The sequence below is a fragment of the Pseudomonas sp. Tul2A7 genome (genome assembly GCF_054790505.1).
The window spans coordinates 1,481,014-1,493,777 of sequence record NZ_CP186499.1; the positions used below are offsets into that span (position 1 = coordinate 1,481,014).

12 protein-coding genes are annotated in these 12,764 nt (G+C 58.2%); 4 read left to right on the forward strand and 8 right to left on the reverse strand.

The features are described 5' to 3' along the window. Positions 1–59: 59 nt before the first annotated feature. The gene (orn, locus tag ACOYXJ_RS06695; RefSeq protein WP_150795612.1) at positions 60–602 is read right to left on the reverse strand and encodes an oligoribonuclease; all 543 of its coding nucleotides are present in this window, start codon (positions 600–602) and stop codon (positions 60–62) included. A 107-nt stretch (positions 603–709) separates the two neighbouring features. On the opposite strand from orn, the gene rsgA reads away from it, so the two are divergent. From rsgA to ACOYXJ_RS06715, 4 genes are all read left to right on the forward strand, one after another. Then, entirely contained in the window at positions 710–1,741 is a 1,032-nt protein-coding gene (rsgA, locus tag ACOYXJ_RS06700) for a small ribosomal subunit biogenesis GTPase RsgA (RefSeq protein ID WP_095120636.1), read from the forward strand. A gap of 211 nt (positions 1,742–1,952) precedes the next feature. Further along, a complete protein-coding gene (locus ACOYXJ_RS06705; protein WP_064117187.1) occupies positions 1,953–2,360 on the forward strand; it encodes a TIR domain-containing protein in 408 nt (135 codons plus the stop codon). 2 nt (positions 2,361–2,362) lie between these two features. Continuing rightward, the gene (locus ACOYXJ_RS06710; RefSeq protein ID WP_460368585.1) at positions 2,363–3,322 is read left to right on the forward strand and encodes a caspase family protein; all 960 of its coding nucleotides are present in this window, start codon (positions 2,363–2,365) and stop codon (positions 3,320–3,322) included. Beyond that, positions 3,322–3,807 (forward strand): toll/interleukin-1 receptor domain-containing protein, encoded by a 486-nt coding sequence (locus tag ACOYXJ_RS06715; RefSeq protein WP_460368587.1) that lies wholly within the window; start codon positions 3,322–3,324, stop codon positions 3,805–3,807. Before ACOYXJ_RS06710 ends, ACOYXJ_RS06715 begins: the two co-directional genes overlap by 1 nt. 41 nt (positions 3,808–3,848) lie before the next feature. Here ACOYXJ_RS06715 and ACOYXJ_RS06720 read toward each other — a convergent pair whose 3' ends face one another. The 7 genes from ACOYXJ_RS06720 to tssI all read right to left on the reverse strand — a co-directional run bounded on the left by ACOYXJ_RS06720 (position 3,849) and on the right by tssI (position 12,686). Further along, positions 3,849–4,124, reverse strand: coding sequence for a hypothetical protein (locus ACOYXJ_RS06720; protein ID WP_460368589.1), 276 nt, complete (start codon positions 4,122–4,124; stop codon positions 3,849–3,851). A gap of 128 nt (positions 4,125–4,252) precedes the next feature. Continuing rightward, entirely contained in the window at positions 4,253–5,209 is a 957-nt protein-coding gene (locus tag ACOYXJ_RS06725) for a hypothetical protein (protein WP_460368591.1), read from the reverse strand. Beyond that, entirely contained in the window at positions 5,206–5,631 is a 426-nt protein-coding gene (locus ACOYXJ_RS06730) for a hypothetical protein (RefSeq protein ID WP_460368593.1), read from the reverse strand. The genes ACOYXJ_RS06725 and ACOYXJ_RS06730 overlap by 4 nt, the downstream gene beginning before the upstream one ends. Next, on the reverse strand, positions 5,628–6,569 hold the full coding sequence (locus ACOYXJ_RS06735; RefSeq protein ID WP_150795605.1) for a DUF6708 domain-containing protein: 942 nt from the start codon (positions 6,567–6,569) through the stop codon (positions 5,628–5,630). The genes ACOYXJ_RS06730 and ACOYXJ_RS06735 overlap by 4 nt, the downstream gene beginning before the upstream one ends. Then, positions 6,566–9,838 carry a toxin VasX gene (locus ACOYXJ_RS06740; protein ID WP_460368595.1) on the reverse strand — a complete coding sequence of 1,091 codons (3,273 nt, stop codon included), beginning with the start codon at positions 9,836–9,838 and terminating at the stop codon, positions 6,566–6,568. Before ACOYXJ_RS06740 ends, ACOYXJ_RS06735 begins: the two co-directional genes overlap by 4 nt. Further along, complete coding sequence (locus ACOYXJ_RS06745) at positions 9,835–10,668, reverse strand: DUF4123 domain-containing protein (RefSeq protein ID WP_460368597.1); 834 nt, start codon at positions 10,666–10,668, stop codon at positions 9,835–9,837. The genes ACOYXJ_RS06740 and ACOYXJ_RS06745 overlap by 4 nt, the downstream gene beginning before the upstream one ends. Further along, positions 10,665–12,686, reverse strand: coding sequence for a type VI secretion system tip protein TssI/VgrG (gene tssI, locus ACOYXJ_RS06750; RefSeq protein WP_460368599.1), 2,022 nt, complete (start codon positions 12,684–12,686; stop codon positions 10,665–10,667). The genes ACOYXJ_RS06745 and tssI overlap by 4 nt, the downstream gene beginning before the upstream one ends. Positions 12,687–12,764: the final 78 nt, after the last annotated feature.

Sequence of the window (12,764 nt, forward strand, 5' to 3'; positions counted from 1 at the left end):
GCCATTTCGATGCGGCACCAAAAGGGGGCAAATGCTTTACCCGCCCCCATCGCCAAGTATCAGAACTTGATGAAGTGCTTGCGGTAATGCTGCAGCTCGGCGATCGATTCGCGGATGTCGTCCAGCGCCAGGTGCGTGCTGCCCTTCTTGAAGCTGTCGCGCACGTCCGGCGCCCAGCGCGCGGCCAGTTCCTTGAGTGTGGATACGTCGAGGTTGCGGTAGAGGAAGTAGCTTTCCAGCGCTTTCATGTGCGTATAAAGAAAGCGGCGATCCTGACAGATGCTGTTGCCACAGATCGGCGACTTGCCTTTCGGCACCCATTTTTCCAGGAAGGCGATGGTTTCTGCTTCGGCTTCAGCCATGCTGATGCGGCTATCGCGCACGCGCTGGGTCAGGCCGGAGTTGCCGTGGGTGCGAGTGTTCCACTCGTCCATGCGCGCAAGCACTTCATCGCTGTGGTGGATGGCAATTACCGGGCCTTCAGCCAGGGTGTTGAGATCACTGTCGGTAACGATGGTGGCCATCTCGATGATGACGTCGTTTTCCGGATCCAGACCGGTCATTTCCAGGTCGATCCAGATCAGATTCTGCGGGTTTGGCATATTTCGGCTCCTAGACAATGCTGCGCAGTTTAGCCTAGGCCGGTGGCCGGGCGTGCTAAACTCGCGGCCGTTTTACCTAATCGCTGCATTCTTCAGACGGAACACCCATGGCCAAACGCCAACTCAATCGTCGTCAAAACTGGCGCATCGAAAAGATTCAGGGCGAACGCGCCGCACGCGCCGCCAAACGCGAGTCCTCGGCGGTCGAAGCCCTTGAGGGCGGCGATCTGGGCCCAGAGCAAACAGGTCTGGTGATCGCCCACTTCGGTGTGCAGGTCGAGGTCGAAGCTGTTGACGGCGATCAGGCCGGCCAGGTCTTCCGCTGCCACTTGCGCGCCAACCTGCCTGCGCTGGTGACCGGCGACACAGTCGTCTGGCGCGCCGGCAATCAGGGCATTGGCGTGATCGTCGCGCAACTGCCGCGCACCACCGAACTGTGCCGCCCGGACAGCCGCGGCCAGCTCAAACCAGTTGCGGCCAACGTCGACATGATCGTCATCGTCTTCGCGCCCCTGCCCGAGCCGCATGCCAACCTGATCGACCGTTATCTGGTTGCCGCGGAACATGCCGGCATCCGTCCGTTGTTGCTGCTGAACAAATTCGACCTGATCGACGAGCACAACGCCCCGGCGCTCAATGCGCTGCTGGCGGTATACCGCACGCTGGGTTATCCGGTACTGGAAGTGTCGGCGCACCACGGCAACGGCATGGAACAACTGCAACAGCAACTCGACGGCCGCATCAGCGTATTCGTCGGCCAGTCCGGTGTCGGCAAGTCGTCGCTGGTCAACAGCCTGCTGCCGGAAGTCGAAACCCGCGTCGGGCCGTTGTCCGAGTTGTCCGGCCAGGGCACGCATACGACGACCACCGCGCGACTGTTCCACTTTCCTGGCGGTGGCGAATTGATCGACTCCCCGGGTATCCGTGAGTTCGGCCTCGGCCACGTCAGCCGCGCCGACGTCGAAGCCGGCTTCATCGAGTTCGATGATTTGCTCGGCACTTGCCGTTTCCGCGACTGCAAGCACGACCGCGAACCGGGTTGCGCGTTGCTCAAGGCCCTTGAAGACGGCCGCGTGCAGCAACAGCGGATGAACAGCTACCGCTCGATCATCGCCAGCCTACCTGAAAACGGTTATTAAACAGCCGTACCGGCAGCCCTGAGACCCGGGGTTGCCGGTTGTCGGATCACGCCTGACAAATCCGTAAAACGCTTAAACATCAGACGTTTCTGTAGGCGTCCGCACACCCGTTTGCAGGACATTTCTCTTTTGCTGCCAGCACCTTGTAGGCATCACGCAGATGCCTACAGTCGGTTCCTCCTTCGCACATTCGCGACTTCCGAGGAACCCCATGCAAACCTATCATCTGTTCATCAGCCATTCGTGGAACTACTCCCACGCCCACGACAATCTGGTACGCCTGCTCGGCGCGCAACCGGGTTTCACCTTCAAGAATTTTTCCGTACCGCCGCATAACCCGATCATGGGTGCGCAAACCGACAAGCAACTGGAAGAAGCCATCGAAAACAAGATCCGCCCTTGCTCGGCGGTGCTGATCATGGCTGGCATGTACTCGACCTACAGCAAGTGGATCAACAAGGAAATCGAGATCGCCAAGCGCATGGGCAAAGTGATCATCGCGATCAAACCTTTCGGCGCCGAACGAATTTCCACGGTCGTGCGCAACGCCGCGAACGCCGAATGCGCGTGGAGCACCAAAAGCATCGTTAGCGCGATTCGTCTGCATACGGCGGTGTAACCATGCGCAAGGGACTGTTTATCGGCATCAATCATTACCAGCACGTGGCGCCATTGAGCGGCTGCAACAACGATGCGATGGCCATGGCGTCGGTGCTGGAACGCCACGCCAACGGGCGCCCGAACTTCAGCAGTAAAGTGCTGACCTCTGCTGAGGAAAACCTGACACTCAACACCCTGAAGCAACAGATTCAGAGTCTGTTTTCCGGTGATTGCGACGTGGCTCTGTTGTACTTCGCCGGCCATGGCCAGTTCGACACCAGCATCGACGAAGGGCTGCTGATTCCGCAGGACTTCAAACACGGCGGGGAAGGCATTCGCATCAGCGACATTCTGCTGTGGGCTGATCAGGCGTCGCAGATCAAAAACAAAATCATCATCCTCGATTGCTGCCAGGCCGGCGCGGCCGCTGCCATGCGCGGTTTGCGCGGTGGTAGCAGTGTGATTGGCGAAGGCATGACCATTCTCACGGCCTGTAAAAAAGAACAGTCCGCTCTGGAAAGTCGTGGCCATGGCGTATTCACCGACCTGCTGCTGCAAGCACTGCACGGTGGCGCCGCCAACGTGCTCGGCAAGGTCACTCCCGGTAGCGTTTACTCTTTTGTCGACAATGCACTGGGTGCCTGGGAGCAGCGTCCGGTGTTCAAGACCAATGTTTCGCAGTTTGTGCCGCTGCGCGAAGTGGCGCCGCTGATCGCCGAAGAAACCCTGCGCAAACTCAAGGATTGGTTCCCGGAGCCGAGTTTTGTTTTCAGGCTCGATCCGAGCTACGAGCCCACCGAGCCCTGCTTCGATGCGGATCACGGCGACATCTTCAAACAACTGCAAATGTGCAATCGCCACAGCCTGATCGAACCGGTGGACGCCGAACACATGTATTACGCGGCCATCAACTCCACCGGCTGCCGCCTCACCGCCCTCGGCGCCTACTACCGCGAACTCGCTCTCAAAGGACACTTCTGATGCCCGTCTTCATCAGCTACCGCCACATGGATCGCGCCCACGCCATGGCCATCAACACCCGCCTGATCCAGGCCAACATCAAAACCTACCTCGACGTGCTCGACCCGGAATCCCAGACCACCGACGACATTACCGGCGTCATCACCCGCAACATCACTGAATGCACCCACTTGCTGGCAGTGGTTTCGGAAAAGACTGCGTTGTCGTGGTGGGTGCCGTTTGAAATTGGTGAGGCGACTATCAGCAACCGGCGAATCTGTTCGTTCAAGACCGGGCCGGCGGAATTGCCGTTGTACCTGGACAAGTGGCCGAAGTTGAGCACGGATAAAGATCTGAATTTCTTTATCGATGCGTATCGTGAGGAGGTGTCGAGCAAGCGTTCGATGACGCTGGATTCGAGCAATGAATCCTTCAGCGGCACCTACAAACGCAACGCAGAGGTATTCCACGACCAACTGAAAAACCGCATTCGGCGCGGGTTCTGACAGATGCAAAAAAGCCGCGACACAATCGCGGCTTTTTACTTTCAAAGTCCGGGCGCGACTCTATCCAGTTTCCAGCCCAACGCATCCAGCGCGTCACAGCCGTCCTGAAGCAGGAGATGCGCGGCACTGGCGAAATGTTCCAGATCATGGCCTTCGGCGTCTTTGATGCACAGACAACTGACGCTGTTGAGCATGTTGCGCACCGTGTTGATTCGATATTTGGCGTTTTCGAGAAGTGCCGAGGCCTTGGCATCGGTGTCGATGTAGAGCGTGGGGGTGGTGCTGAGGTTGCCTTGCAGGGGACGATAATCAGCCATGGTCAAACTCCAATGGTTTATGAATATTCCATCTTGTTTCGACCGGCTAAGATCGGTCACTGGATTGAACAGTGACAGAAAGGACTATAGGCAGAGTCCGTGAGATATAGAACCATTGCCCAGGAGTTTCAGAACGATCCTACAGCCAGTTCAGCTTCGCGCTGGGCGATGGCGGCTTCCAGCTCCGGAGAGCGTTTGGCCCATTGTTCCTGGGGGAGTGGTTTCGACCACTCGATGATGTCCGGATTAGAAAGCTCGGGTGGTGGCGATAACTTCCACTCTTGCAACATCATCGCCAGTGGTGCCCCCAAGAGCACCGCTGCAATGATCAGCCACGCTGCCTTGCCAACTTCTTGCGCCACCAAATGCTGTCTGATGCCATCCACATATTCACAACAAATGCCCCAAAAGACGCTTCTGCCCCGCAGTTTTTCTCGTCCGCCCTCGAAGTCATTTGTCTGTGGCAAAACTTGCGGGCCAATTTCCATGTAACTGCGCATGCATTCCCACAACGCCATTGCCGTAGTGCCGCCGCCACAGTTGAAGCCTAGTGAAAAGTGTTTGTTGTCTTCTTTGGCGTGCGGGTCGGGGTTTTCAAAGCCGATGACCAGTAGACCCATTGTGGCTTTGCCGGCCTGACTGACCGACGATTGCTGGGTGGCGGCGGCTGTCAAGGTCTCCCAAGGGACGATCCAATATTCGCCGTTGTCACGGGGAACGCAGACTTCGCGGCGCTGGCGATTGAAACGTATGGGTAAGGGAACTTCGCGGAAGAGGCCTTGGATCAAAAACAGCGTAGGAACGCCTAAAATAATTGCCCCAAGGATCAGAATCTCGCGGCTGAATTCAGGGTCGAGATTTCGAGTGAAGAATGACATCGCAAGAACCACCATCAGCGATGGCCACATCACCATCACCGCCGAGCCGATGCTGTAGTTACCTATATCGAGAAACACCTCGTTCTTGCGCCAGATGGTGTTGAGCACATCACAAGGCTTTTCACCCGTGGGAATGGGCAATGGCGCCAAGTAATCATTACGCGAAAACATCCTTTTTTCCGTTGTGCCTGCCGGTGGCGTACTCATCGCTTGTCCTTGGGTTGCAGGTAAATGGCGCCGGGGTGATCCTCGCCGAGCGGGTAATTCGGTACACGATCAAGTTCGGGAGTTGGATCGTCTCTCAGCGCTATGACACCCGAGTTGTTGTTCAAGGTAAAAGCCAAACCACGCTCCCCGCCGATAAAACTTCGAGCGCCGAGTATCCCGGTCAGTGGCGTGCGATAACGCAACCTTAGCGACAACGTGCCAGGTGGTGTGCGCAGTACGTCTTTCACCTCTTTGAAAGGGCCGCTTATACGCAGTCCCTGACCTTCCTCGATCGGTATCCACTGACAGAGGGCGCCCGACAACCAATAGGGCGTCATATCGCGCCGAGGCCTCGGCGCCTTGTAGCTATTGGTCGGACTGTTCTTGATCAGATGCCGATAGACCTGAGTATCCGACCTCAAGCCAACTCGCTTTGAGCCTGCTTGGCCAGTTCAGCCTCGCGTTTGACGATGGCTTCTTCCAACTCCGGGGAACGCTCGGCCCATTGTTCAGGCGGGATTGGTTTTGACCATTCGATGATGTCGGGGTATAGCAGATCGGGTGGCGGGTAAAGCTTCTTCCTTTGCAGGTAGGTGGCGAGAGGAGCATTGAAGATGAATACGCCAAAGACACCTTCCCACAACAGGGTCAAAAACCAGCCACGTTCTTTGGCTTTATCCTTCATGTAATCGATGTAGTAACGCAGGTTGGCCCCTGAATTAAGCGCTGCGGCATCCGGTGCCGCCTCTGGACCGATTTCCATATAACTGCGCATGCATTCCCACAACGCCATTGCCGTGGTGCCGCCGCCACAGTTGAAGCCCAGCGAAAAATACTTGTTGTCTTCCGTAGCGTGCGGGTCGGGGTTTTCGAAACCGATGACCAGTAAACCCATTGTGGCTTTGCCGGCCTGACTGACTGATGACTGCTGAGTGGCGGCGGCTGTCACGGTTTCCCAAGGGACAACCCAGTACTCGCCGTTGTTGCGAGGGACGCAGACTTCGCGGCGTTGGCGATTGAAGCGTATGGGTAAGGGGACTTCGCGGAAGAGGCCTTGGATCAAAAACAGTGCTGGGATGCCGATAATTATCCCGCCGCCGATAAGCGTAAAAACGCTGAGGTCTGGGGCAATATTTCTAAAACCAAAAGCCATAGCTGAAAACAACATCACACCTGGCCACAACACCATTACTGCCGAACCGATGCTGTAGTTACCAATATCAAGAAAAACCTCGTTCTTGCGCCAGATGATATTGAGCACATCAGAAGGTTTTCTACCGGTGGGAATAGGTAATGGCGCGAGATAGTCATTGCGCGAAAAAATCCTTTTTTCCGTTGTGCCTGCCGGTGGCGTACTCATCGCTTGTCCTTGGGTTGCAGGTAAATGGCGCCGGGATGATCTTCACCGAGCGGGTAACTCGGTACACGATCAAGTTCGGGAGTAGGGTCACTTCTCAGCGCTATGACTCCCGTGGAGTTGTTCAAGGTAAAAGCCAAACCACGCTCCCCGCCGATAAAACTTCGAGCGCCCAGAATCCCGGTCAATGGCGTGCGATAACGCAACCTTAGCGACAACGTGCCAGGTGGTGTGCGCAGTACGTCTTTCACCTCTTTGAAAGGGCCGCTTATACGCAGCCCCTGACCTTCGTCGATCGGTATCCACTGGCAACTACTGTCGGACAACCAGAAGGGCGTTATATCGCGCCACGGACGGGGTGGCCTGAAATAGTCAGTCGGACTGTTTTTGATCAGGTACCGGTTTGCGAGGGTGTCCACCGGGTCACCGACCATGCTCAGTTCCAGGTAAACGCTGTCTGGCTCGGCGCCTGGTAAGTCGATGGTCAGATAATCAATGGCGCTGACGAACGCCAGACCCGAGCGACCATTATCAGGCGCCTGATTAGAACTGCTTTGCATGGTGACCCGAGGCGTGTAGAGAATGAGGTACAAACGGTCGAGTTCGTCGTGTTGGGCTTTAGGCGCGATGGGTTCCAGATCGATAGCCCGCGCTTTAGACCAGCAGCAATTGTTCAGGAAGTTTTGCAGCGGCGTTTTCTCGAAAATCCAGGCAGTCAAATACAGCACACCAAGGCCCAGAATGATCCAGTTCAATGGCCCCATGTAGAGCGTGTAGCGCAAGATGGCGACTTCCGCTGTTATTGAACCTGCCAAGGCGCGAGCGGTGTAGCCAAACCCTAACATCGCTTGGGCGCCGAAGGCTGCAACCTGTCCTCCAACCGCGATTCGGCGCATCTGCAGCCACGGATCGACTTGGTTTTGGGCGTTCTCGATCCGTATCTGCAAGGATTTGAACTCGGCTCCTGCTGCAACAAATGACAACCCACCAATCACCCCACCAAACAACGTAAGCGCGGGCGCAGCAGAACCAAAGAAGTAAAACCGATCCTTCCCTAACCCCATCCGCACCTGACTATCCACCACCGCCACCAACGCCGCCGCCCCATACAAACTCGCCGACACCGTGTCATTCACCCGCCGGGCATCCATCCCCTCCAGCACCCCGGCCTCGCCCAAATAATTCTGCACATTCACCACGTTGACCAGCAGCGCCGCCAACGGCACCACTCCCCCGCTGTTGACCACCACCGGCGAATTGACAATCCGCTCCACCCGCCCACCCCCAATGGCTTTCCCTGTCTTGTTCACCCATTCACTCAGCGCCTCGGCCCGTTGCCCCAGCAATTTCCACACCGGTCGCCCGGCTTCGATCGCGAACTGCAAGCGGCTTTCTCCGCCCAACCTCGCGGCAAGAAAAATGCTCATCCACGACGCGCTGAAACCCTTGTCACCCTTGAGCAACAACAACGCTGCCCCCAGCCGATTGACCAGCACATTCCATTGACTGTCGGCCTCGCGGGCCATGGTCGCGATGTCATCCAGCACCACCACACTCAACGGCGCCAGGGCCTGATGGGTGGCGCTGATGTTGTCGGCGGACAGGGCGGCCATCAACTCGCCAAGGCGCGTGGCGTTGTTGACTGCGGCCTCAAGCGACGGCGTCCAGGCGTTGAACAGTTGCCGGAGTGCGCCACCGTCGGCGGCGCGCACGTAGTCGGCGTATTGCTCGGCGCCTTGGGCGCGGATGCATTGCGCGGTCAGGCAAGCGGTGGCGAGTTCGGTCAGCCATTGGCGAGTGTCGAGGTCGTCGTAATCGACAAACCAGGTGCCGCTGGCCGAGCGTTTTAGGTACACGCCACGGTCGGCGAACAACGCCGTGTGGCGTTGTTCGAGTTGTAGGAAGTGGCCGGCGGCGGTGTCGGTGAACCATGTGTTCATGGCGTCGAGGTCGATGTACTTGCCGACCTTGGCGCTGAACGCGTGATTGTTGAGGTTGGCTTGTTTTTCCGCGCGGTATTGCCGGACCACTTCCTCCGCCTCGTAGTACAGATCGGCCGGAATAAACACCCGCACCGGGCCGACAATGGCCGCGATACGCGCGTCACGGGCGGCAACTTCGGCCTCGGTCGGCCGACCGCCGTATTGACGATCCCGGGTTTCAACCCTGAGTTCCTCGTTCAGCCGATCCTGAGTGTCGAGCATAATCTGGCCTTGTTCGGGCGTGAGGCTGATGTCGCGATCCTTGTAGCGGTAACTGAGATTGCCGGCCAGTTCGGCGCCATCCTCGGTGATCAAACTGCGCACAAAGCCGCCGATGCTCAGGCGCAGATTGTTTTCGCCCAACCACTTTTCGTGGCCGGCTTCCAGCCATTCCTGTTCGTGGTTGATGTCGCGCAACACGCCCAGATCGTCATCAAGGCAGGCGAGGATGGCGAACAGTCCCTTGCTTTGCATCTTGGTATTGTCCAGCCAGTCCCGCGTGCCCTGCCCGTCCCACGGCTCGGCGCTCCACTCGCCCGGCGGCGCGTCACTGACGTCGGGATGCCGGGCGAGGACTTTGTCGCGCTCACGGATACGATGCCTGGCGTCTGTGTAGGCATTGATGTTGGCCGGGGTTGGGTCCTGTAAAAGCGTCGCGCCGAGGGCTTCGGTGTCCTCGGCATTTTTTTGCTGGTCAACTTTCATCGACCGGGCATAGGTGTCCGGGAGAAGTTCGGCGATGACCTCATCGGCCTTCTCCAGCGGTGGACAGTGCGGGGCCTGTAATTCGTCGGCGACCGTGCGCAAGGCAATGTGGCGCATGTGCTGGCTGCGCTTGGCGCTGCTCTCGCTGAGGATTCGGCAATGCTCGGCGTTCAACGGAAACTCGCTGTAAAGCATCCAGGCGTCGTGGATTTTTTGCAGTGACAACCCTGTGAGGGTTGCGTCGGGCACCGGAGCGGGCGCCGCGTCCAGCGCCTGCTCTTGCAACAGCCCCTGCGGCGAAACGGCAAACCGTTTCAGCGGCCCCTGATGCTGCCAGAGGTAAACAAACCCCGCGCGTAAACGCCGCGCCGCCATCGGCCAACTCTGGGGCGCAATACCGGGAACGCAACAAACGTGTTCGGCCTTTTCGTGCGCCAGCGCATAGCGCACCGGCACCACAAACAGTTCGGGCTGACTAGCGGGACACGGATCCACCGTACAGTTGATGTCCACATGCGGCTGAGCTTTGGCCTCTCGTTCGGCCTGAGCGGCCTCGTCGACCATGGCCAGTTTTTCGGCGCTCATCGGGTGAAGTCCTTGTCGGTCAGTAACTGATGCGTCAATGCACAGTTGAGGTTGTCCAGACGCTGGCGCGGCATGACTCCGGGTTCGGCCAGCAACTGCCGGTAGGCGTCGTGCTCTGGACCTGCGGGAAAATCAGTGCCCAGCACTGTGTAAAAACGCGCCCAGAGAAGAACCTCATCGACGGCACTGAAGCCACTGCGGGCTGCACTGGCCTGACAGTCCACGGCCCATTGCTGCAAAGTGGTCGAATCCATTGAACCAAGAGATTTGGGGAAATGAAGTTGACCGTATTCGATCAACTGCCGGGCAAAAGACTGGCGTTTGGCGGTGTTCAGGTGATCGAGTTGTTCCGCTGTCAGCAGCAGCCAGGGCTTATCTGCATACGGTGTTGCCGGTTGCTCGGTTTGCTGATGGATCTGTGAATTCGGCAGACGAATCAGCCGTACCGGCCCCATCAATCGATCACGCTCAGGCGCAGGCAAATCCTTCAGCCACAACGCGGTAATACGCGGGTCGTAGAAACGAAAGAAAACCGTCGCAACCCCGTCAACCCGCGCGTGGATCAGGCCGCGCAAATGCGCCAGCACTTGATCTTCGTCGGCCTCAGACTCCAGCCAGATACCCGCCGTTGCGCTCCACTCCTGGCAAAAAACCATTGCCAACGGGCTATCGGGGGTCACACCGATCAGCACGGGGCCGGCCTTGTCCAAAGCGCTGTAGGCGGTACGTTGATAAAGCGAGTGAACAGGCGTGCCGCCCGTCAGCTCGAACAGGCGATCGGGAAGGTTTTCGATCTGGACTCGATCCAGTAGCAGATACGCCCGGCTCATGCGCTCACCTGTGACAGTTTTTCGCACACGGCACAGACTGAGGAAGCTTGTTCTGCCGCCTGAGTCAGCGCAGCCACTTGTGCCGTGACCGACAGCGCGAGCAGTGCCTGCGGATCTTCGGGCATTGCCGCCAACGCCGTCTGCGCCGCGACACCTGCCACTGGCGCGCCACCCTCAACGATGGCGACACTGCTGAATATCCCGCCGGCATTGATCACGAGGTGGTGGCCGCCCGCCGTCAGCGTCAGGCTCGTACCGGCATCGATCACCACTTGGCTGGCGGTAACGCGGGCATGCGGGCCGGCCTGGATTACCAGCGTGCCTTCAGCGGTGGTGCTGCTGTTGCCGCTGATACTGAGCAGGTCGTCGGTGCCGATCACCGTGTTGCGCGTCCCGTCGGTGGTGTGGCGTTCGTCAGCTTTGATCAGGCTGGTGCTGTGGTTGTCGACCTGTTCAAAACGGTCGCGACAGATCTGGCTGTGGCTGTCGTTGAGGATCAGTTGTTCGACATCGCGTTCGGCCCGCAGGTAGATTTTCTCCTGACCGGCGCGGTCTTCGATCATCAGTTCGTTGTAGCCGCCGGTGTGCGGCGAACTGTGGCTGCGCAACACAGTTCTGGTCTTGTGCTCGGGCAAGGCGTAGGGCGGGGACTTGACCTTGTTGGGCACGCAACCGGTGATCAATGGCTTGTCCGGATCACCTTCGAGAAAGGTCACCACGACTTCCATGCCGATGCGTGGAATCGTCACTGAACCGAAGCCTTCCCCAGCCCAACTCGATGAAACCCTGATCCAGCAACTGCTGCGCTCGCTGTTGAGTTCGGCTCGGTCCCAATTGAACTCGCACTTAATACGGCCGAATTCATCGCAATCCGTTTCCTCATGGGCCGGCCCGGTGACGCGGGCGGTCTGACAGACCAGCGGCCGACGCGGTGCTGGCAACGGTGGGCGAAACACTACCTCGGCAGGAATCACACTAAAAGTGTTGCGATAGCCTTGGGTGAAACCATCAGCGGCTTTGGTGTCGCTGGTGACCGATTCTTCGAGCACTTGTGGCTGTCGGCCGGTGTGCGACACGCTGAGCAACAACCACAGGTCATTGCAGGTTTTACGCGGGTGTTCGGTCAGTTCGAACAAGTGGCCGCAGCGCAGGTTTGCCTGATCGCTTTGACCTTCGCCAAGCTCATAGTCGCTACGATGTCGCTCTAGCGCTTGCCGGGCCAGTTGTTTGCCGCATTTTTCGTTTTCTATTAACAGTGGGTAGCGATAGTCCTCCAGCGCCGGGGTGAACTCGGCGGTGAAGTGGCTTTCGAGCAATAGACTTGGGCGTTTCAAGTCGTAGTCGCGGCGAGTGACCGCGCTGGTTCGGGTGCTGGTTCGTACGCTGAAGCGGCTGACCACCGAGTGTTCAGCGACCATTCCGGAGTCTTGCTGATACGGCGTGGCGCCGAGTTTGGGCAGGAACACCTGATCGTCGGTGAACACCAGCAGATGCCCATCCGCCGAGTGCTGGTGATGCCAGGCAATGCCGTCCTCGGCGCATAACCTTTGAATGAATTCCAGGTCAGATTCCGCGTACTGCGTGCAGTATTCGCGAGCGGCGCTGGTGCTGACGTGGAAGGTAAACGCATCGGCCTGAATGCCATGGCCGTTGAGCACTTGGGCGATGATCTGCGGCACGTTCAAGCGTTGAAAAATCCGCTGATTGTGGCTGAACTGCAAATAGTGCAGTGCCGGCACCAGCGTCAGGTGATAGCGCGTCAGGCGTTTGCCGGCCTCACCGACCAAGACGTCTTCGATACGACCGTGAATGCCTTCACCGTTGTGGCCAAATTGCAGAAACGCCGGTTGGCTGAGCACGCTCTCCAGATCGAAATCCGGGTGCTCGCTGACCAGTTCAATGTGGATGCCGTAGAGGGTGCTGATCGCTTCGGTGCCGCTGAAGGCCAGCACCTGGAAGTCGTGACGAATAGCGGGAATCTGCAACGCGAAATGCGCCGCATTGGCCGACCGGAACATACGCTTATCCTTAAGCAAAGAGGAAAAGAGCGCGATGTCCAAACCGTCCATGGTTCGTGCTCGCGAAAACTGGCGGGC